The organism is Novimethylophilus sp. (assembly GCF_036504375.1).
Lineage (GTDB): Bacteria > Pseudomonadota > Gammaproteobacteria > Burkholderiales > Methylophilaceae > Novimethylophilus.
Map to the genome: position 1 here is coordinate 1 of NZ_DASXVH010000078.1, position 20,469 is coordinate 20,469.

16 protein-coding genes are annotated in these 20,469 nt (G+C 60.9%); 8 read left to right on the forward strand and 8 right to left on the reverse strand.

What is annotated here, in order from left to right; translation table 11 throughout:
- Positions 1–2,756: diguanylate cyclase domain-containing protein (locus tag VGK14_RS11170; RefSeq protein ID WP_331509170.1), on the reverse strand; the 2,756-nt coding region annotated here is incomplete at its 3' end.
- Between the two features lie 271 nt (positions 2,757–3,027).
- On the opposite strand from VGK14_RS11170, the gene clpB reads away from it, so the two are divergent.
- The gene (gene clpB / locus VGK14_RS11175) at positions 3,028–5,607 is read left to right on the forward strand and encodes an ATP-dependent chaperone ClpB (protein WP_331509171.1); all 2,580 of its coding nucleotides are present in this window, start codon (positions 3,028–3,030) and stop codon (positions 5,605–5,607) included.
- Positions 5,608–5,639: 32 nt separating this feature from the next.
- Positions 5,640–6,131: a hypothetical protein gene (locus VGK14_RS11180; protein WP_331509172.1), complete on the forward strand. Its 492-nt coding sequence runs from the start codon at positions 5,640–5,642 to the stop codon at positions 6,129–6,131.
- 3 nt (positions 6,132–6,134) lie between these two features.
- On the opposite strand, the gene VGK14_RS11185 is transcribed toward VGK14_RS11180, so the two are convergent.
- Together VGK14_RS11185 and VGK14_RS11190 are read right to left on the reverse strand one after the other, a co-directional pair.
- Complete coding sequence (locus VGK14_RS11185) at positions 6,135–7,262, reverse strand: AI-2E family transporter (protein ID WP_331509173.1); 1,128 nt, start codon at positions 7,260–7,262, stop codon at positions 6,135–6,137.
- The gene (locus VGK14_RS11190) at positions 7,262–7,732 is read right to left on the reverse strand and encodes a cyclic nucleotide-binding domain-containing protein (protein ID WP_331509174.1); all 471 of its coding nucleotides are present in this window, start codon (positions 7,730–7,732) and stop codon (positions 7,262–7,264) included. Before VGK14_RS11190 ends, VGK14_RS11185 begins: the two co-directional genes overlap by 1 nt.
- A gap of 242 nt (positions 7,733–7,974) precedes the next feature.
- Here VGK14_RS11190 and VGK14_RS11195 point away from each other — a divergent pair, with 242 nt between their 5' ends.
- The 4 genes from VGK14_RS11195 to VGK14_RS11210 all read left to right on the forward strand — a co-directional run bounded on the left by VGK14_RS11195 (position 7,975) and on the right by VGK14_RS11210 (position 12,192).
- Entirely contained in the window at positions 7,975–9,795 is a 1,821-nt protein-coding gene (locus VGK14_RS11195; protein ID WP_331509175.1) for a methyl-accepting chemotaxis protein, read from the forward strand.
- Positions 9,796–9,825: 30 nt separating this feature from the next.
- Complete coding sequence (locus VGK14_RS11200) at positions 9,826–10,482, forward strand: thiopurine S-methyltransferase (protein ID WP_331509176.1); 657 nt, start codon at positions 9,826–9,828, stop codon at positions 10,480–10,482.
- A 21-nt stretch (positions 10,483–10,503) separates the two neighbouring features.
- On the forward strand, positions 10,504–10,923 hold the full coding sequence (locus VGK14_RS11205) for a secondary thiamine-phosphate synthase enzyme YjbQ (protein ID WP_331509177.1): 420 nt from the start codon (positions 10,504–10,506) through the stop codon (positions 10,921–10,923).
- Positions 10,924–11,001: 78 nt separating this feature from the next.
- Positions 11,002–12,192: an iron-containing alcohol dehydrogenase gene (locus VGK14_RS11210; RefSeq protein WP_331509178.1), complete on the forward strand. Its 1,191-nt coding sequence runs from the start codon at positions 11,002–11,004 to the stop codon at positions 12,190–12,192.
- An 11-nt stretch (positions 12,193–12,203) separates the two neighbouring features.
- On the opposite strand, the gene VGK14_RS11215 is transcribed toward VGK14_RS11210, so the two are convergent.
- The 5 genes from VGK14_RS11215 to gpmI all read right to left on the reverse strand — a co-directional run bounded on the left by VGK14_RS11215 (position 12,204) and on the right by gpmI (position 18,850).
- A complete protein-coding gene (locus VGK14_RS11215; protein ID WP_331509179.1) occupies positions 12,204–14,276 on the reverse strand; it encodes a putative bifunctional diguanylate cyclase/phosphodiesterase in 2,073 nt (690 codons plus the stop codon).
- 2 nt (positions 14,277–14,278) lie between these two features.
- Positions 14,279–14,719, reverse strand: a complete 441-nt coding sequence (locus VGK14_RS11220; RefSeq protein WP_331509180.1) for a response regulator — start codon at positions 14,717–14,719, stop codon at positions 14,279–14,281.
- Positions 14,720–14,740: 21 nt separating this feature from the next.
- Positions 14,741–15,862 carry a PAS domain S-box protein gene (locus VGK14_RS11225; protein WP_331509181.1) on the reverse strand — a complete coding sequence of 374 codons (1,122 nt, stop codon included), beginning with the start codon at positions 15,860–15,862 and terminating at the stop codon, positions 14,741–14,743.
- 179 nt (positions 15,863–16,041) lie between these two features.
- A complete protein-coding gene (locus VGK14_RS11230; protein WP_331509182.1) occupies positions 16,042–17,280 on the reverse strand; it encodes a murein hydrolase activator EnvC family protein in 1,239 nt (412 codons plus the stop codon).
- Complete coding sequence (gpmI, locus tag VGK14_RS11235) at positions 17,270–18,850, reverse strand: 2,3-bisphosphoglycerate-independent phosphoglycerate mutase (RefSeq protein ID WP_331509183.1); 1,581 nt, start codon at positions 18,848–18,850, stop codon at positions 17,270–17,272. The genes VGK14_RS11230 and gpmI overlap by 11 nt, the downstream gene beginning before the upstream one ends.
- A 147-nt stretch (positions 18,851–18,997) precedes the next feature.
- Between gpmI and VGK14_RS11240 the strand changes: the two genes are divergently transcribed.
- Together VGK14_RS11240 and VGK14_RS11245 are read left to right on the forward strand one after the other, a co-directional pair.
- Positions 18,998–19,309 carry a metalloregulator ArsR/SmtB family transcription factor gene (locus VGK14_RS11240; protein ID WP_331509184.1) on the forward strand — a complete coding sequence of 104 codons (312 nt, stop codon included), beginning with the start codon at positions 18,998–19,000 and terminating at the stop codon, positions 19,307–19,309.
- A 72-nt stretch (positions 19,310–19,381) separates the two neighbouring features.
- Entirely contained in the window at positions 19,382–20,422 is a 1,041-nt protein-coding gene (locus VGK14_RS11245) for an efflux RND transporter periplasmic adaptor subunit (protein WP_331509185.1), read from the forward strand.
- The last annotated feature ends 47 nt before the right edge of the window (positions 20,423–20,469 follow it).

The following is a 20,469-nucleotide window of genomic DNA, read 5'->3' on the forward strand; positions in this document are numbered from 1 at the left end:
ATGATGGTGCTTTCGGTGATTTCCAGTTCCAGCAGGCTGGGGTCGCAATCGGTTTCGATGAGGATGCCATAAACGGTGTCGGCGAAATTGCTGCGCTGGATCTGCACTCCGGAGACGTTGACCGAAATCCACTGGATCGGGTAGCCCCGGGCTACCCATTGCATCGCCTGCTGGGCGGCCTCGCGCAGCACCCATTCGCCGATTTGCACGATGAGGTCGGATTCTTCGGCCAGCGGGATGAACTTGGCCGGCGAAACCAGCCCGAGGTCCGGATGGTGCCAGCGGATCAAGGCTTCCGCACCTATGATGCGGCCGCTCGCCAGCGATATCTGCGGCTGGTAGTAAACCTCGAACTGCTGGCGCTCCAGCGCGCGGCGCAGCATGTTCTCCAGCGTGAAGCGCTCGACCGCGTTGGCGCTTAAGTCGGAAGAGTAAAAGCGGTAATCGTTCTTGCCTTCGTTCTTGACCTGGTACATCGCAATATCGGCGGCCTTGATCAGCTCGTCGACTTCGCGGCCGTCGTTGGGATAGACGCTGATGCCGATGCTGGCGCTGATGACGAATTCCTTGCCGTCGATGACGAATTCGGTGTGCAGCGAGTCGATGATCTTCTTGGCGACGATGGAAGCATCCTCGATGTCGCGTAGGCTGTCCATCATCACCACGAACTCGTCGCCGCCCAGCCGGGCTACCGCATCGCTTTCGCGCATCGCGCCGGTCAACCGCTCCGACACCTGCGCCAGCAGTATGTCGCCGACCTGGTGCCCCAGCGAATCGTTGATGGTCTTGAAGCGGTCGAGGTCGACGAACAGCAGGCCTATCATGGTCTGTTCGCGTTCCGCGCGCTTGATCGCATGCCCCATGAGTTCGTTCAACAGGCGCCGGTTGGGCAGGCCCGTCAGCGGGTCGTGATTCACCAGCTTGTGCAGCCGGTCTTCAGCCTGCCTGACCGCCGAAGTGTCGGTAAACACCGCGACATAATTGACGAGTTTGCCGTCCGCATCCCTGACTTCGGTGACGGTCAGCCAGCCTGGATGAGCGCTGCCGTCCTTGCGCCGGTTCCACACTTCTCCGCGCCAGCGCCCTTCCTGCCGCAGGCTGCACCACATGGCCTGGTAGAACTCCGCGTTGTGCTGATCAGAGCGCAGCATTCTCGTGGTGCGGCCGAGAATCTCGGCTTCGGTATAGCCGGTGATTGCGGTAAAGCCCTGGTTGATCGCGGTAATGCGGGTCTTGTCGTCGGTAATGAACACCCCTTCGGCGATGCTGTCGAACGCGATCATCGCCTGGTTCAGGCGCTTGCTGGCGGTCTCGCGCTGAATCGCCACGCCTATCGAGCGGGCGGCGGCTACCAGTGCGCTGAGTTCCTGCGGGGAAAGATCGCGCTGTTCCAGCCGGCATTCGAGCGCGAGAAAGCCCCACCACGTTTCATCGGCGAACACCGGAATCAGGATCAGCGTCTGCGTACCGTGGCGCAGCAGGATGTCCTGTTCGTGCGCGGGAAAATCCGCCAACTCGCCGAAGATCACCTGTCCGCGGCTTAAGCAGTCGCGCCAGCGCTCGCAGCCGTCCGTTGCGTAGTCTATCTCGCGAAAAACGCAGGCCGCCCCGCTGTCCGGCAGCATCCAGGAATACACGGCGGCGGCACCCGCAACCTGGTTATTGCCCCTGACGTTGTTGCGGAACAGGTAGGTGCGGCTGAAGCCGGAGGCGGTGCCTATCATGTTCAGCACCTCCGGCATGCCCTTGTGCCACGATTCCAGCGAATGCAGCAGCCAATCGCTGGAGATCATCGCGTCCAGGATCGCGCTGCGATTGTGCAGATGCTGCTCGACCTCTTTGCGGTCGGTGATGTCCAGATGGGTGAGGATGATGTAGCTTTGCCGCCCCTGGCTGAAACGGTTCGCGATCAGCAGGAACCAGCGGTCCTGCTGGGGAGTGGGGCAGGCGTACTCATGGCTGAAAGCGTCGCGGCGGCCGTTCAGCAGGCGTTCTATGCCTTTGCGCACGATCTGCGCGTCGCGTTCGCCCTGGTGTTCGGCTTTCAGGCATACGTCGAGATAGTTCATGCCCAGCATGTGGGACACGTGGCCGCCGGGATTGTCGTCCCGGAATTGCTTCCAGCGCTGGTTGACGGCGATGATGTCGCCGTTGTGGTCCAGCACGCAGACATTGGCGGGCATCGCGTCGAGCACCGCACGCGAGAAAAATTCCGTCTCCTGGCGCGTGGCTTCCGCCCGCATGCGCGCCATTTCACCACTTACCCGCGCGGCCAGTACCTTGAGCAGGCTTTCGGCGTTATTGGGGAGGACCATTTCGCCATGGGTCAGCAGCACGATCATGCCCAGCAGTTGGCCATTCTTGTCGCGCAGCGGGGTGCCGGCATAACCCTCGACATTCAGCGCGCGCAACGCTGCATCGCCGGGGTGGGATTCTGCCACCTGCCTGGCTTTATGGTAGAAACCGGTGCGTACCGCGCGTTCGCATGGGGAACCGGCCATTTCGTAATGGGTACCCACCTGCAGTTGGCGCCGGCTGTCGCCCTGGATGGCGCGGATCACGCTGCGGTCTTTTTCCAGCTGGCCGATGAAGCAGATATCGGCCTTGAACCATTTGCTCAGCCAATGCAGGGCATTGTCGTACAGCGCCTGCCCGGTGCTGTCGCTGGTTTGTGCCACCAGATCGTGCAGTATGGCCGCGTCAAATGCCTCGTTGGCGGGGCTGGCGGCGAGCCGGTTCAGGGGGTTTCTGAACACGCGCCTATCTCTTCCGGCGGTGGCCCGTGCCCGGCCATCCATAATTGAAAAGTAGCGATAGGGCCAACGCCGGGGCCTGCTGAATACTCGATTTCATGCTCGCTGAATGTCCTCGACCGCACATATTGATTATGTGAGTGCAGAAGTTACCATTTTGGTCGCCGAAGAAAAAGCACCGCGTGAGGATTTTTTTGATAATGCTGGGCAGTCGCTTGAAAAAACCTGATAGTGCCTTATCTATATTACATTAATTCGTTAAGGGAGAAACCTCATGCGTTTCGACAAGCTCACCACCAAGTTTCAGCAGGCGCTGGCAGATGCCCAGAGCATTGCCGTCGGCAACGATAATCCCTACATCGAGCCCCAGCATTTGCTGCTGGCGCTGCTGAACCAGGAGGATGGCAGCACGACTTCGCTGTTGCAGCGCGCCGGCGCCAATATTTCACCGCTGAGAAACAATCTGCAGCATGCGATCAGCCGCCTGTCCAAGGTGGAAGGCCAAGGCGGCGAAATCAGCATTTCGCGCGATCTCAACAACCTGCTGAACGTCACCGACAAGGAAGCGCAGAAGCACGGCGACGCCTTCATCGCCAGCGAGATGTTCCTGCTCGCGCTGACCGAAGACAAGAACGAGACCGGGCGCATGCTGAAGGAGAGCGGGCTGCACCGCCGCGCGCTGGAGCAGGCGATCCAGGCGGTGCGCGGCGGCGAGCACGTGAAAGATGCCGAGGCCGAGGGCAGCCGCGAGGCCTTGAAGAAATACACGCTGGACCTGACCGAGCGCGCACGCCAAGGCAAGCTCGACCCGGTGATTGGCCGCGATGACGAAATCCGCCGGGCCATTCAAGTATTACAGCGCCGCACCAAGAACAACCCGGTGCTGATCGGCGAGCCCGGCGTCGGCAAGACCGCGATCGTCGAGGGCCTGGCGCAGCGCATCGTCAACGGCGAGGTGCCGGAAACGCTGAAAAACAAGCGGGTTCTTTCGCTAGACATGGCCTCGCTCTTGGCCGGCGCCAAGTATCGCGGCGAGTTCGAGGAGCGCCTCAAGTCGGTGCTGAAGGAACTGGCGCAGGACGAGGGCCAGACCATCGTTTTCATCGACGAACTGCACACCATGGTCGGCGCCGGCAAGGCGGAAGGCGCGATCGACGCCGGCAACATGCTGAAGCCGGCACTGGCGCGCGGCGAACTGCACTGCGTGGGCGCCACCACGCTGGACGAGTACCGCAAATACATCGAGAAGGATGCCGCGCTGGAGCGCCGCTTCCAGAAAGTACTGGTGGACGAGCCCTCGGTGGAAGCCACGATTGCGATCCTGCGCGGCCTGCAGGAGCGCTACGAGCTGCACCACGGCGTCGAGATCACCGACCCCGCAATCGTCGCCGCCGCCGAACTCTCCCACCGCTACATCACCGACCGCTTCCTGCCGGACAAGGCCATCGACCTCATCGACGAGGCCGCCGCGCGCGTCAAGATGGAAATCGATTCCAAGCCCGAGTCCATGGATAAGCTCGACCGCCGGCTGATCCAGCTGAAAATCGAGCGCGAGGCGGTGCGCAAGGAGAAGGACGAGGCCTCGCAGAAGCGTTTCGCCTTGATCGAGGAGGAAATCGCCAGGCTCGAACGAGAATACGCCGACCTGGACGAAATATGGCGCGCCGAGAAGGCGCAAGTACAGGGCTCGGCCCATATCAAGGAAGCCATCGAGGCCATCCGCCTGCAAATGGAAGAAGCCAAGCGCCGGGGCGACTGGCAGCAGATGTCCGAGCTGCAGTACGGCAAGTTGCCGCAACTGGAGGCCCAGCTCAAGCAGGCCGCGAGTGCCGAGCAACCGCAGACCAAACATAAATTGCTACGCACCCAGGTCGGCGCCGAGGAAATCGCCGAAGTGGTGAGCCGGGCCACTGGAATACCGGTGTCCAAGATGATGCAGGGCGAGCGCGACAAGCTGCTGCACATGGAAGACCGGCTGCACGAACGGGTGGTCGGCCAGGACGAGGCCGTGCGCCTGGTGTCGGACGCGATCCGGCGCTCGCGTTCCGGCTTGTCCGATCCCAACCGGCCTTACGGTTCTTTCCTGTTCTTAGGCCCCACCGGCGTCGGCAAGACCGAGCTGTGCAAGGCACTGGCGAACTTCCTGTTCGACTCCGAGGAGCACCTGATCCGCATCGACATGAGCGAATTCATGGAGAAGCATTCCGTCGCACGGTTGATCGGCGCGCCGCCCGGCTACGTGGGCTACGAGGAAGGCGGCTACCTGACCGAGGCCGTGCGCAGGAAACCTTACAGCGTCATCCTGCTGGACGAGGTGGAAAAAGCCCACCCCGACGTGTTCAACGTGCTGCTGCAAGTGCTGGACGACGGCCGCATGACCGACGGCCAGGGCCGCACCGTGGATTTCAAGAATACCGTCATCATCATGACGTCGAATCTCGGTTCGCAGATGATACAGAACATGACCGGCGACGATTACCAGGTGATCAAGCTGGCGGTGATGGGCGAGGTGAAGAGCTATTTCCGCCCGGAGTTCGTCAACCGTATCGACGAGGTGGTGGTGTTCCATGCGCTGGCCGACGCCCATATCAAATCGATCGCGTCCATACAATTGCAAGGGCTTGCCAAACGCCTGCAGGCAATGGATCTGCAGCTGGAAGTCACCGATGCGGCATTGGCCGAAATCGCCAACGCCGGTTTCGACCCGGTGTACGGCGCAAGACCACTGAAACGTGCGATCCAGGCCGAGATCGAGAATCCGTTGGCGAAGGAAATTCTGGCCGGGAATTTCGCGGCCAAGGATACGGTCAAAGTAAGCTATAAAGGCGGGAAAATGGTGTTTACCAAGGGCTGAGTTGCATCAGCCCGGTTCACAAAGGAGTTGTCATGCGCGGAGTCGTCGCGGCAATGTTGGCGCTGGGGCTGCTGGCGGGCTGCGCCAGCAGCCCTTCCTCGCATGACAATCCGTCGAAAATCGATCGCATCACGCCGGAACAGCTCGATCGCTTGCTGCCGCAGCCGGCACCGCATTTGTCGCTGGATGACATTGTCGCTCTTTCCGGGAGCGGCGAAGCGCCGGAGGCGATCATCGCCAGAATTCGCGACACCCATTCCAGCTATGCGCTGACGCCGGCGCAGATCGTCGAGCTGAACCGCAAGGGTGTCAGCACCAGGGTGCTCGACCATATTTACAACGCCCAGCAGCAGGCGATACGCGACGGCATGGCCGACGAGCTCAACCAGCGCGAGCGCAAGCAGCGCGAGGAAATCCAGCGCCTGCAACGGGAGTTGCAGCGTCGGCCCTATTACTCTGATCCCTGGCCTTATCCGCCGTATTGGTACGGCTATCCCTATCCCCGCCCTTATTGGCGCTGGTGAACGCTAGCTGAAAGTGTGCAGATCGTTTTGCGCCGCCCTGGCGCGCAGCCTTCGCGCATAGGCATGGCGCGCACGCAGGCGCGGGGCGGTGAGTATGATTTCCAGCGTTTCGCCGAGCAGCAGGGTCATGCCCAGCATCGGCAGTATCAGCATCAGCCCGGCAATGCCGGCGATTGCGCCGCCCACCAGCAGCATCAGCAAGGACAGCAGCGGATGCAGCCGCAGGCTCTTGCCGACGATTACGGGCATGAACAACAGGTCATCCAGCAGGCGTATCGCGACAAACAATCCCAGCACGCCGTAAGCCAGCTCCAGCTGCCCGGGAAAATCGGTGCCGGTTACCAGCAGTGCCGCCAGGCAGCCGATCAGCGGCCCTATGTACGGAATCTGTCCGAGTGCCGCGGCAATCCCGCCCAGCATCGCTGGCGACGAAATCCCCAGCAGCCTGAATCCGGCCGAATAAAGCAGCGCGTCCAGCAACGTCAGCTTGACCAGCCCGAGGAAATACGACCGTGCCGTACGGTCGATCGCATGGGTGAGGTAGAGCGTCTTTTCAAAATAGGCATTGGGCACGGCCACGCCGAGGAACTTGCGGAAACTCGCGCCCTGCTTCAACAGGAAATAGGTGATTACCGGGATCAGCAGCAGCGAAGGCAGCCACGCGCCCAGCGCCAGGAGTGCAGCTCCCAGGTACTCCTCGGCAAAATGGTTCTGCATGGCGGCGAAGCGGATTCCCATATGCTCGGACAGGTGGGCTCCCCTGGCGAACGCGAACTTGTGTTCCATGCCTTTGACCAGGCCGTCGATCAGCGAATAGCCGCCCGTCAGGTAGCGCATGAAGGTGCTGTGCCATGCGTCCGCATTGGCCAGCGTCCATGGATAAAGCAGCAGCAGCCACAAACCCAGCCCCAGCATGAAAGTGCCGCACAGCGCCGCCGCGGCGAAATCATTGCTGAAACCGGCCAGCACCATGCGCCGGGCCAGCGGCGACAGCAAATAGTAGAGCACCAGTGCCAGCAGGAAGGGCACCACCAGCCACAGGATTTTCTGGAACAGCAACAGCAGCAAACAGGTGACGGCGATAATGCCGACCCAGGTAACCGGTCCGGGGTCGTGACGGGTGACGTTCATCAGACGACGTAGCGGTTGACCGCCTCGCGCAGCCGCTTGCCGATGTGGCGCGACAGCTGCAGTGTGATTTTTGAGGCGAGGCTGGCATGCGTCTGCAGCAGGCCGAGGAAATCCTCGCGGAAGAATACTGCCAGCGTGCAGTCTTCCGCCGCCCGGACCTGAGCCATGCGCGGCGCATCGTCCAGCAGCGCCAGCTCTCCGAAGAACTGGCCGGCGGATAACTCGGCAATCGCGCCGTCTATGGGCCTGCCTTGGCGGCAAATCAGCACCTTGCCCCTGAGGATGAAATAGATCGCCTGGCCTTCCTCGCCCTCGTCGAACACAACTTCATCCCTGACGTAGTCGCGTTCATGCAGGCGGTCGTCGATGATGCGCAACTCTCCCGCCGTGAGTTCCGCAAACAGCGGAATTTTGCGCAGGCGGGCGAGACTGGGGGATTCGAGTCGTTCTCGCAGGAAGCCGATAGCCATCGTCGAATGATTTTTTATATGCTTGACATGGGTCATGTTAATGCGAAATCGGGGCAGAGACAAATTTCCAGTGTGCTTGTATATTGGCGCAAAGTGTGAAATCACGAGAGAAAAGTTATGAATGCGGGTGGCGATCGCCATCGGCCAGCTGCTGTTCCAGCTGGTGGGCGCGCTCAACGAAACCATCACCGGCACCCAGCGCGAAGTGGAAGCCCTGCGCGCTCACCCCGCTGTCCAGGGTGGTGCAGACGCTGCAGCAGCATCGCGGACTGTCCGTCGGCGTGTTGAACGGAGCCGCAGCACTGCGGGGCAAGCTGGAACAGAAACGTGAAGAGATCGATGCCAATATCGCCGTGGTGGAACCGACGCTGCCGCCGCCGATGCGTGCGGGCGAGCGGTGGCGGCAGATCCGTGCCGACTGGGAGCATGTCAAGAGCGACGGCATGGGCTTGGCGCCGGCAGACAGTTTCCGCCTGCATACGCAACTGGTGGAAAAGCTGCTCGAATTCGAAATCGGCATAGCCGACGAACTCGGCCTGATTCTCGACCCCGAGTTCGATACTGCCTATTTGCGCGAAACCGCCGTGGTGCATATGCCGGTGTTGCTGGAGCAGATCGGCCGCCTGCGTGCCAAAGGCACCGGTGCGCTGGCGAAAAAGGAAATTACCCAAGAGCAGCGGGTGGATTTCATCACTCTGGAAGATCAGATCCGGCAGTTGCTCAAGGTGCTGTCGGGCAACATCGCCAAGACCGCCCGCTACAATACGGCAGTCGGGCCGACGCTGACCAAGGCTGATCTTGATATCGCCGAAGCGAGCAACCGCGTGTTGGGCGCCGTGCATGAGGAAATTCTGGGCGGTCGCTACGGCATCGCTGCGCAGGACTTTTTTGCTCTGGCCAGCAAGGCTATCGACCTCGGCTACGAGCAGCTATTCCAGACCATGCTGCCGAACATGGAGCAGTTGATGCAGCAGCGCATCGTCAAGGCTAAACAGCGCCTGATAATCGACGTCGGCTTCAGCCTCGTGATACTGGCGGTGCTGGCTTATCTGGCGCTGGCTGCCTATAGCGCGGTCATCGCCAACCTGCGGCGCATGACCGACGGCGCGCATCGCATGGCGCAGGGCGACCTTACCATCCGCCTGCGGCTGCAATGCGAGGATGAAATCCGCGAAGTGGCCGATAGCATGGACACCATGGCCGACGCTTTCAGCCGGCTGCTGCGCAATGCCCAGCAGAATGCGACATCGGTGTATCAGGCAGCCAACCGGCTGTCGCAGGCTTCCGTGCAGATCACGCGCAGCTCCCACCGGCAGAGCGAAGCAGCCACGAGCATGGCGGCCGCGGTGGAGGAAATGACGGCCAGTGTCGACCACATCAGCCAGAATGCGGCAGAAGCCAATGCCCTGTCGGGGCGCGCCGGCCAGCTGTCGGCCGAAGGCGGCGTGCTGGTCGGTTCCGTCGTCACCGAAATGCACCGCATCGCCGATTCGGTGACCGATTCCGCCAGGGTCATCGAAGAGCTGGGAAACCAGTCGGAACAGATATCGACCATCGTCGGCACCATCAAGGCAATCGCCGACCAGACCAACCTGCTGGCGTTGAATGCCGCGATCGAGGCGGCGCGTGCCGGCGAACAGGGACGAGGCTTTGCCGTGGTCGCCGACGAGGTGCGCAAGCTGGCCGAGCGTACTTCCACTTCGACGCAGGAAATTTCCGCGATGATCGTCGCGATCCAGGAAGGCGCGGTGCGCGCCGTGGAAAGCATGAAGAACGGCGTGGATCGCGTGGAAGACGGTGTGACGATGACCGCACGCACCGGCGAGGCGATGACCCAGATCGAGCAGGAGGCAAGAAAAGTGGTGGGCATGGTGAGCGAGATTTCCGATGCCTTGCGTCAGCAGAGTGCTGCCAGCATGGATATCGCGCAGAATGTCGAAAAGATCGCGCAAATGGCCGAAACCAACAGCCAGGCGGTGGCCGACAATGCCATGACAGCCAGTGCGCTGGAACGGCTTGCGGCCGAACTCGAGGCGGAGATCGGGCGTTTCAGGGCGGATTAGGGGCCTTCATCGCCGAGCGGGGTTTTTAAAATGCATCACGAGTTCTGGCACGAACGCTGGCAGCGCAACCAGATCGGGTTCCACCAGGACCAGGTCAACCTTTACCTGCGGCATTTCTGGCCGGCCGCCGGAATGCCGGCCGCCGGCCGCGTGTTCGTTCCGCTGTGCGGCAAGAGCCGCGACATGGCATGGCTGCGCCAGCAGGGTTACGAGGTGGTCGGCGTCGAGATCAGCGAGATCGCCGTACGCGACTTCTTTGCCGAGCTCGAGCTGGTTCCCGCGCAGCGCGAAAGCGGACCGTTCCTCTGTTATGAGGCGGCGGGTTACATGCTGCTGTGCGGCGATTTCTTTGCGCTGGAAGCGGCCGATCTGGGGGTGGTAACGGCCGTCTACGACCGTGCCTCGCTCATAGCGCTGCCGCCCGACATGCGTCGGCGCTATGCGATGCAGATGCGGAAGCTGGTGCCTGCCGGCGTGCGTACGCTACTGGTGGCGTTCGAATATCCGCAGCGGGAAATGGACGGACCGCCTTTCAGCGTGGCGGAACAGGAAGTCGCTGAACTGTATGCCGATGCGAACGAAATTGCACTTCTGTGCGATGAAGACATCCTGGAGCGTGAGCCCAGGTTTCGCGACAAGGGAGTCGGCCGGCTGCATGAAAAGGTATACTTGCTGACCAGGAAATAACGAACAGGCGGTTAGTTTGCCATGCGCCAGATTGCCCACCAGATCACCGTCAAAACCCACGAACGCCATCTTTACGACATCACTGGCGAAGTCACGGCATGGGTGCATGCCGGCGGCTTCCGCACCGGCCTGCTCACGCTCTATATCCAGCATACGTCGGCCAGCCTGATGATCAACGAAAATTACGATCCGGACGTGCTGAAGGACATGGAACGTTTCTTCGACCGCCTGGTAACGGACGGCGACCCGCTGTTCGTGCATACCGCCGAAGGGCCGGATGACATGCCGGCGCATATCCGCACCGCGCTGACCCAGGTGAATCTATCCATCCCGCTGATCGACGGTAAACTGGCGCTGGGCACTTGGCAGGGCATCTTTCTGTTCGAGCATCGCCATTTGCCGATGGCGCGGCGGGTGATGCTGCATCTGCTCGGGGAGTAGTCCGACCTCATCCTGGCCAGATTTTTCGTTGAATCTACAAACGGCGGTCAACTGTTTTTTATAGGCTGAAAGGCTGCAATGGATTTTCCCGCTTTCGAACTCGCGCGCCTGCCGCGCATCGTGTTCGGCGAAGGAGCGTTGAACAAGGTGCCTGCGCTTGCCGCCCGGTTCGGTCGACGCGCCTTGCTGGTGACGGGCGCCCGTTCGTTTCGCGAATCGTCGTTCTGGGCGTCGTTTGCCGACGCGATGAAAGCGCAGGGGTGCGATATTGAAATTTTTGCGGTGGCGGGAGAACCGTCGCCGCAGCTGGTGGATGAAGCCGCTGCCCAATTCCGCGATGCCGGCATCGATGCGGTGATCGGCATCGGCGGAGGCAGTGTGCTGGATGCGGCCAAGGCCGTTGCCGGGCTGTTGCGGGTGCCGAATTCGGTAATGGATTACCTCGAAGGCGTGGGGCCGGAGTTGCCGTACCAGGGGCCGGCGGTGCCTTTCATCGCAGTGCCGACCACTGCCGGCACCGGCTCCGAGGCGACCAGGAATGCGGTGCTGTCGGTGCAGGGCGAGCACGGCTTCAAGAAATCGTTTCGCCACGAGAGCCTGGTGCCGCAATACGCAGTGCTCGATCCGCGACTGCTGGCGACCTGCCCGCGGCCGCAAATCGCCGCCAACGGCATGGACGCACTGACCCAGCTGCTGGAATCCTACGTCTCGCTCAAAGCCAACCCGTTTACCGACAGGCTGGCGATTTCCGGCATCCGCGCGGTGCGCGACGGCCTGTTCGAATGGCTGGACGATACGCCGCATGCCGCCGCAGGACGAGCCGCGATGGCCTATGCCGCGCTGCTGTCCGGCATCGCGCTGGCGCAGGTCGGCCTGGGATCGGTGCACGGTCTGGCCGCGCCGCTGGGTGCGTTCTTCCCGATTCCGCACGGGGTGGCTTGCGGTACGCTGGTGGCGGTATGCAGCGAAACCAATCTGCGCGCGTTGATGCAGCGCGCACCCGATAGTCCGGCATTGGGCAAATATGCGGAAGTCGGACGGGTGCTGACGCAACGGAGGTCGCTGGCCGACGAAGACGCGCGCGCGGCGCTGCGGGAACTGCTTTCCAGCTGGACAAGGCGGCTCGACTTGCCGCGGCTGTCTGCCTACGGTATGACGGCGACGGATATCCCGCGCGTGGTGGCGAATTGTCGCGGCAACAGCATGAAGACCAATCCCGTCGTGCTGACCGACGAGGAAGTCGCAGAGATTCTGCGGCTGCGGTTATAGCCCAACCCTGCTTACGCTGTCAGCAGCAGTTTTTCCAGCGTCTCGGGGTTGACCGATTCGCTGTAATAAAAACCCTGCGCGTAATCGCAGCCGCGGTTGGCAAGGAATCCCAGCTGTTCCCGTGTTTCGACGCCTTCGGCGACGGTGGACAGCCCCAATGCCTGCGCCATCGACAGGATTGCCACCACGATAGATTCCCCCTGATTGCCGTTTCTGGCAATGTCGCGCACGAACGATTGATCCACCTTGAGCGTGTGGATGGGGAACTGCCGCAGATAGCTGAGCGACGAATAGCCGGTGCCAAAATCGTCTATCGCCAGGCGGATGCCCAGGTCGTTCAGTTCCTTGAGGATGGCGATCGCGGACGCGGCGTTGGCCATCACCACGCTTTCGGTGATTTCCAGCTCGATGCCGCTGACGTCGCCGCAGTGCGTCGTGATCAGATGGTGGAGTTGATGCACCAGGTTCTTCCTGGTGAACTGCCGGCCGGAAATATTGATTGCCATGTTCAGGTCCTGCAGCCCCATGCCGCGCCACAGCTGTTTTTGTCGGCAGGCGGTCTGCAGTACCCATTCGCCCACCGGGATGATGAGTCCGGTTTCTTCCAGGATAGGAACGAAATCGATGGGCTGGAGCAATCCGTGGCGCGGATGCCGCCATCTCAGCAACGCTTCCACGCCGAACACCTCGCCGCTGGCGATGTCGATTTGCGGCTGGTAGTACAGCACGAACTGTTCCAGATCAAGCGCGCGGCGCAACGCGGCTTCCATGTTCAGGCGCTCGCGGTGCCTGGCGTTCATTTCCGGGGAATACAGCTGGAAACCGTTTTTGCCCTGGGCTTTGACGTGGTACATCGCCGCATCGGCATTCTTCAGCAGGCTGTCGGTATCCTTACCGTCTTCCGGATACACCGAAATGCCGATGCTGGCGGTGACGAAGATTTCCACCTCCTCGACGACATAGGGCATGTTGAAAATCGTCTGCAATCGCAACGGAATGTTGCAGGCATCTTCGGCTGTATCCAGCTGACCCAGCACGATCACGAACTCATCCCCGCCCAGCCGGCCCAGCGTATCGCTGTCGCGGCAGCAGTTTTGCAGGTTTTGCGCGATCTTGCGCAGCAGCAGGTCGCCGAAAGCATGGCCGTAGGCATCGTTGATGCGTTTGAAGTTGTCCAGGTCGACGAATGCCACACCTATCGCATGCTGGTTTCTTTCCGCAAAGGCGATAGCCTGCTGCAGGCGGTCTTCCAGCAGGATGCGGTTGGGCAGGCCGGTCAGGTGGTCGTGCGTGGCTTGATGGCGAAGCCGGTTTTCGTAGCTCAAGCGTTCGGTGATGTCGCGTCCGGTAGAGACGAAATGCACGATCTCCCCGTCCTGGTTGACCAGCGGCGTGACCACCTTTTCTTCGTAAAACAGCACGCCGCCCTTGTGGCGGTTGATGAATGTGCCCTGAAAGGTTTTGCCTGCCAGCACGGTCTGCCAGAACGATTGGTAGAACTTGTCGTCATGATGCCCCGATTTGAGAAAACGCGTGTCGTGCCCCAGCAGTTCCTCGACGCTGTAGCCGCACATCTGTTCGAACGCCGGGTTGGCATATTCGACGATGCCATGGATATCGGTGATAAAGACGCCGTCTGCGGTTTGTTCGACCACCTGCGACAGTTTCTGCACCAAGTGGTGGGCGGCCTGCGCCTCACGCATCGCACGGGCTTCGTTCAGCACGTTGTTGACGCTGGATGGCAAGCGCACCAGGTTGCCTTTGAGCAGATAATCCTGGGCGCCGGCTTTCAGGGTTTCCACTGCGCGCTCTTCGCCTATCGTGCCGGTGATGACGATCAGCGGAATATCGAAGCCGTTTCCTTTGAGGATGGCGATCGCCGCCATCAGGTTGAATTTCGGCATCGTGTAGTCGGAAAGGATGACGTCCCACGGTTCGTCCACCAGTGCCGCGGTCATCGCATCGGCGGTGTCCACCCGGCGATAGTGCAGCGGATCGAAACCGCCGCGGCGCAGCTCGCGCAATACCAGCAAGGCATCGTCTTCGGAGTCTTCGATCAGCAGCGCTCTGAGCGGTGTTGGCATGCTTATCCTCTGGGCGGCTGGTTCACCATCAGCCAGTACATGCTGATTTGTTTGACGCTATCCATGAATTCGGGAAAATTGACCGGCTTGCGGACGAAGCTGTTGGCGCCCAGGTCGTAGCTGCGTGCCAGGTCGCGATCCTCGTCGGAAGTGGTCAGGACCACCACCGGGGTGTGGCGCGTATCCTCGTGCGCGCGGATGTGCCGCAATACCTCGAGCCCGTCGATCTTGGGCAGCTTCAGGTCGAGCAGGATCAGCAGCGGCAGCTGGTGCCTGTCGCGTGAGGCGTAGCGGTTGCGCGCGTAGAGGAAATCCAGCGCTTCCTCGCCGTTGCGCACGACGACGATTTCGTTGCCGATGTTGTTTTTCTTGAAAGCGCGCAGCGTCAGCGCTTCGTCGTCCGGATTGTCTTCAACCAGCAGTATCAGGTGGCGCTGTTCCATGGCGAGGTCCTTGATCGATGGCTAAGGGATGTTCTCCAGCGTGAAAAAGAAGGCGGCGCCGTGACCCACCTGGCCTTCTGCCCAGATTTTCCCGCCGTGGCGATTAATCACCCGCTGCACGGTCGCCAGGCCGATGCCGGTGCCTTCGAACTCGGCGGCGGTATGCAGGCGCTGGAAGGCGCCGAACAATTTTTCCGCGTAGGCCATGTCGAAGCCGGCACCGTTGTCCCTGACGCAAAACACCGTGCTGCCGGCTTGCTCCTGCATGCTCATTTCGATGACGGGGTCCGGTGTTTTCGAGCTGAATTTGAAGGCGTTGCCCAGCAGGTTGCCCAAGGCAATCGCAATCAGGTCGGGATCGCCATAGCCCTGCATGCCGTCCATGACGTTGATCGTGACATCCCTGCCGGGATCGGACTTTAGCAGTTGTTGCAGCGTTTTCCGGGCGATGGCGCTGAGGTTCAGCGCCTGCCGGTGCAGTTCGGTGCGCGTGATGCGCGACAGCTTGAGCAGGCCGTCGATGAGTTGCGACATCTGCTGGCTGGAGGCGCGCACGCGGCGCAAATAGTCCTTGCCGGTATCGTCCATAATGTCTGCGTAATCTTCGATCAGTGCCAGACTGAAGCCGTCCAGGCTGCGCAGCGGCGCGCGCAGATCATGCGATACCGAGTAGCAGAACGACTCCAGTTCCTGATTGGAAGCTACCAGTTCCTGCATATGCTGTTTCAGCCGGGTGTTGAGGCCGCGCATTTCGCGCTCGACACGCTTGCTTTTGGTGGCGTCGCGGATGATGCTGATGACGATGCGACCCTCATCGGTCTGCATCGGGCTCAGGCTGACTTCCACCGGAACCAGCGAACCGTCCTTGCGCATGCCGCTCAAGTCCCGGCCCATGCCCATCGGGCGGGTTTTGGGCGCGGCGATAAAAGTGTCGCGGTGGTGGATGTGCTGCCGCTTCAAAGCGGCTGGAATCAGGATTTCAACCGGTTTGCCTACCAGTTCCTCGCGGCCATAACCGAACAATTGTTCGGTCTGGGCGTTGACGAGGATAATGGTCCCGGCCTCGTCGACAATGACCACTGCATCCGGGGCTGCTTCGAGCAGCCCCTGGGCCAAGGATTCGTTGCCGGTCAGGACAGTCACTGGGTTTCTCCTCGGCAAGCCTCGGGATGAGGTTACGGAAGATCGAAACAACGCAAAACGCTGGAGTTATGCTACCTGAAAAATCCGATAAGATATAATTATTTTAAATTAACCACAATTTAATCATACATATAAAATCAAATTATTGATTATTTTAATATGGTACTAAGGGGCTGGAATCAGCGGATCGAACACCAGCTGAGCGGATCGAAAGGTTTGCTCTGATAGCGTATTTCAAAATACAGCCCGGCTTCCGGGTTGCCGCCGCTGTTGCCGACCACGGCGATGGTGTCTCCGGCCGATACTTCGTCGCCGACTTTCTTCAGCAGCGACTGGTTGTTGCTGTACAAGCTCATGTAGCCGTCGCCGTGGTCGACGATCAGCAAATTGCCGAAACCACGCAGCCAGTCGGCAAAAACCACGCGGCCATTGGCCACGCTACGCACTTCGTCGCCTTCGGCGGCGCGGATGAACAGGCCTTTCCATGACACGCCGCTATCCTCGCGGGCAGCGCCGAAGCGGTTGGCGAGTTCGCCGCGTGCCGGCAGGCGCAGTTTGCCTTTGAGCGAGGCAAACGCTCCGCCGCCCGGCACCGGCGTCGGCAGCGCTTCATTGCGCTGGTTTTTTTCCTTGGGCACCGCAGATTTTCTGGGAGGCGCTTTAGGCACGATGCGCGCCAGTCGCTCGACCAGTTGCGACAGGCGTTTTTCGTCGCGCTGCAAGCGCGAGATTTCACCGCGCTGCGACTTGATTTGTGCCGCCAGTTTTTTCAGCACGGTTTTGCGCTCGGTTTGTTGCTTTTGCAGTTCCTGCCGTTCTTTTTCCTGGGCGTTCTTGAACTGGGCCACTTCCTGCAGCGCGGACTCGGTCTGGGCGTTGAGTTGCGCGACGTGGGTCAGGTTCTGGCGCAGGTTTTCGATCAGGCGCGCGCGCGCGCGGGAGACGTAGCCCAGATAATAAACGTCGCGCGCGATGGCGTTCGGGTCGCGCTGTTCCAGCAAAGCCCGCAGGTAGCCCTGCTGGCCGTTCAAGTGCTGGCGGTAGAGTTGGTCGCTCAATAATTTCTGTTGCAGCGCGATCATGGTTTCAAGCCCGGAACGGTCCTTGCGGATCGCGTTCAGCGCGGCAGCGCTGGTTTTTTGCTGTTGCACCAGTTCGCGGAGTTTGCGGTTGGTCTCGCTGATCGCCTGTTCGCTCTGTTTCAGCGCGTCGCTGGCTTCGGTATGCGCGCCCTCGGTGCGGTCGAGTTCCTGCTTGAGATTCTCGATGCGGCTTTGCAGTTGCTGCAGCGATTCCCTGGATGCGGCCTGGGAGGAAGGTTGTGCCGCCGCGACGCCGCAGGCGGCAAGCAGCATGGTAGTCAGCATGGCCAGCGGCAGCAGCGCACGCGAATGCGCCGCCGCTGGCTTATTTGGCACTGACCACAATTGGCATCTCGTTGAAATCGACGAGAGAATGGCCGGTCATTTCCCGGGGCTGCGGCAAACCCATCATGCGCAGCAGGGTCGGCGCGATGTCAGACAGTGCGCCGGTTGCATGCAGCTGCGCCGGGCGGCCGACATAAATGAACGGCACCAGATTGGTGGTGTGCTGGGTGTGCGGCTGGTGGTTGGCATGGTCCTGCATCGTCTCGGCATTGCCGTGGTCGGCGGTGATGATGACTTCGCCGCCGGTCTGGCGCATGGCCTCCACGACGCGCCCGACGCAGGCATCGAGCGTTTCGATCGCCTTGATGGCGGCGGCCAGGTTGCCGGTGTGCCCTACCATGTCGGCATTGGCGTAGTTGCAGATAATGGCGTCGTACTTGCGGCTCAAGATGGCCTCGACCAGCTTGTCGGTGACCTCAAACGCGCTCATTTCCGGCTGCATATCGTAGGTTGCCACTGCCGGCGACTGTACCAGGATGCGGTCTTCGCCCTCGTAGATATGCTCTTCGCCGCCGTTAAAGAAGAACGTGACATGCGGGTATTTCTCGGTTTCCGCAATACGCAGCTGCTTCAACCCCAGTTTGGCAATGTATTCGCCGAAGCTGTTGTGGATGGGCTCCGGCGGGAACGCGACCTGGGCGGCGAGCTCGTTCTTGTTGTACATCGTCAGCGTATAGAAGCCGCTTAAGCGCGGCACGCGCCGACGCTCGAAGCCATCGAAGCCCGCATCGAGAAAGGCGCGCGTCAGTTCGCGCGCGCGGTCGGAGCGGAAATTCATATAAACAATGACGTCGCCGTCTTTCACCTGTACCGGATTCTCTCCGGGCGGCACGATGGCGGTGGCTTTGACGAACTCGTCGTTCTCGTCGCGCGCGTAGGCTGCCTGCAAGCCTTGCAGGGCGCTCTCGGCGGTGAAATCGCCCTTGCCCTCGGTGATCAGGATATAGGCCGATTCCACGCGCGGCCAGCGCTTGTCCCGGTCCATCGCGTAATAGCGGCCGACAATGGAGGCGATGCGGCCGGCCTTGAGCTGCGTGCATTTGTCTTCGAGGCTCTTGAGGTAGCGCTCGGCGCTGCGCGGCGGCGTATCGCGGCCGTCGAGGAAGGCGTGGATGTAGATCTCCCGCACGCCCGCGCGCGCCGCCATTTCCAGCATGGCCTGGATATGGCTTTCATGGCTGTGCACGCCGCCGTCGGACAGCAGGCCGAATATGTGCAGCGCGTGATTGCCGGCCTTGGCTTTCTGCACCGCCTGCACCAGGACCGGATTGGCGAAGAATTCGCCGCTCTTGATCGCATGGTTGATGCGCTCGAATTCCTGGTACACCACGCGGCCTGCGCCTATGTTCAGGTGGCCCACCTCGGAATTGCCCATCTGCCCCGCCGGCAACCCCACATGGGATTCCGAAGCGTTGATCAGCGTATGCGGAAAATCCCGCCACAACGCATCCAGATGCGGTTTGTTGGCCTGGGCGATCGCATTGTCCGGAGTTTCGCCGCCGTGGCCGTAGCCGTCGAGGATCAGGAGGAGGGCGGGAGTTGCGTTTGATGTGGCGTTCATTGCCGTATGAGCGAGGCTGGCTTATCAGGAATAAGCGCGTTATTTTATAATAGAACACATCAAAACGCATTATACTTTGGCGTACTTCCTCAATATTGCCGGCCACTTAGCCCCGGTTTCCGGACTTGGGCGAGCAGAGAGTCACCTATGGACAAGCAAGAGCTGATCGATAAAGACGAACATATTGAACAGGCCGCGCATGCGCTTAAAGCGATGTCTCATCCGCTGCGGCTGAAAATCCTGTGCGTGCTCGGCGACCGGGAAATCAGCGTCCAGGACATCGTCGAACAGGTCGGCACGACGCAAAGCAATATCTCCCAACATCTTGCCATCCTGCGCGACAAAGACGTGCTGCGTACGCGCAAGGATGCCAACCGCGTTTATTACCGCGTTTCCGACCCACGCACACTCAAGCTGATCGAGTTGATGCGCGACGTATTCTGCGGCGTTGCGGAGTAATCCGGCAAGGCAGCCGTTTCGGCTGTCTATTTTACTCTTTACAATATTAGAATATTATAATAAACTATTTTCATGAAACGAAACATGCTTCGAGCATTGATTCTGATTGTGTTATTTCCCCGTCTGGCGGATGCTGCGCTGCCTTTTGCCGTAGCGCCGGTAGAATATCGCCCGGTGGCTGCCGGTTACGCCGCCGAGGCGGTGGTTGAGGCCGGGCGCCAGTCCACTATCGCGGCGCAAGTGGCCGGCCGTATTCTGGAGCTGCGGTGGGATGCCGGCGATATGGTAAAGCAAGGTCAATTGTTGGCGCGCATAGACGATTCCGCAGCCCGGCCCGACGTCGCCGGCAATCAAGCCCAGGTGGCGCAGGCACAGGCCAATTTGGCTAACGCCCAGGCGCAGTACGAACGCAGCCAGCAACTGGTGGCGAGAAAATTCATCAGCCAGTCCGCGCTCGACCAGGCGCGCGCCGGCTTTGAAGCGGCCCAGGCACAAGTCGCCGCGGCCAGGGCCGGCGTAGCGCAGGCTTCCGCCACACGCAATTTTTCCAGCATTGCCGCGCCATTCTCCGGCTTGGTTTCCGCCCGTCACGCGCAGGTCGGCGAAATGGCCAGTCTGGGGCGCGCATTGCTGACGATATTCGACCCCGCCACCTTGCGCGTGGTCGCAAGCGTTCCGCAGGACAGGCTGGATGAAGTGCGCAAGAGCGGGCGCGCCGGCATCGAGTTCACGGGCTTGGGCCGCTGGGTGGAGGCAACCTCTGTCGTCGTGCTGCCGCAAGCGGATAACCGCACCCATGTTTCGCTGGTGCGGCTGGAGTTGCCAAAAGATCTGAAAGGCATCTATCCGGGAATGTATGCACGCGTGCATGTCGCCACCGGCCAGGCTGTGAAGCTGTTGATCCCGGATGCCGCAGTGGTGCGGCGCAGCGAGGTGACAGGGGTGTATGTCGTGAATGCGTCGGGCCAGCTGCAGTTTCGTCAAATACGGCTGGGAGAGGAGTCGGGCGACAAAGCGGTAGAAGTGCTGGCGGGTTTGAGCAACGGCGAGCAAGTCGTCACGGAGCCGATGAAAGCCGGCATCTATTTGAAGGGGCTGGCATCCCGGCATTGAACATGCATAAACATCCCCTCTCTCCCCTCTCTCCCCAGTCTCCGGTG

What these genes read in the sequence shown, in the direction of transcription:
- clpB (WP_331509171.1), top strand. Translation starts at nt 3,028, where the DNA reads ATGCGTTTCGACAAGCTCACCACCAAGTTTCAGCAGGCGCTGGCAGAT.
- VGK14_RS11180 (WP_331509172.1), top strand. Translation starts at nt 5,640, where the DNA reads ATGCGCGGAGTCGTCGCGGCAATGTTGGCGCTGGGGCTGCTGGCGGGC.
- VGK14_RS11185 (WP_331509173.1), bottom strand. Translation starts at nt 7,262, where the DNA reads ATGAACGTCACCCGTCACGACCCCGGACCGGTTACCTGGGTCGGCATT.
- VGK14_RS11190 (WP_331509174.1), bottom strand. Translation starts at nt 7,732, where the DNA reads ATGGCTATCGGCTTCCTGCGAGAACGACTCGAATCCCCCAGTCTCGCC.
- VGK14_RS11200 (WP_331509176.1), top strand. Translation starts at nt 9,826, where the DNA reads ATGCATCACGAGTTCTGGCACGAACGCTGGCAGCGCAACCAGATCGGG.
- VGK14_RS11205 (WP_331509177.1), top strand. Translation starts at nt 10,504, where the DNA reads ATGCGCCAGATTGCCCACCAGATCACCGTCAAAACCCACGAACGCCAT.
- VGK14_RS11210 (WP_331509178.1), top strand. Translation starts at nt 11,002, where the DNA reads ATGGATTTTCCCGCTTTCGAACTCGCGCGCCTGCCGCGCATCGTGTTC.
- VGK14_RS11215 (WP_331509179.1), bottom strand. Translation starts at nt 14,276, where the DNA reads ATGCCAACACCGCTCAGAGCGCTGCTGATCGAAGACTCCGAAGACGAT.
- VGK14_RS11220 (WP_331509180.1), bottom strand. Translation starts at nt 14,719, where the DNA reads ATGGAACAGCGCCACCTGATACTGCTGGTTGAAGACAATCCGGACGAC.
- gpmI (WP_331509183.1), bottom strand. Translation starts at nt 18,850, where the DNA reads ATGAACGCCACATCAAACGCAACTCCCGCCCTCCTCCTGATCCTCGAC.
- VGK14_RS11240 (WP_331509184.1), top strand. Translation starts at nt 18,998, where the DNA reads ATGGACAAGCAAGAGCTGATCGATAAAGACGAACATATTGAACAGGCC.
- VGK14_RS11245 (WP_331509185.1), top strand. Translation starts at nt 19,382, where the DNA reads ATGAAACGAAACATGCTTCGAGCATTGATTCTGATTGTGTTATTTCCC.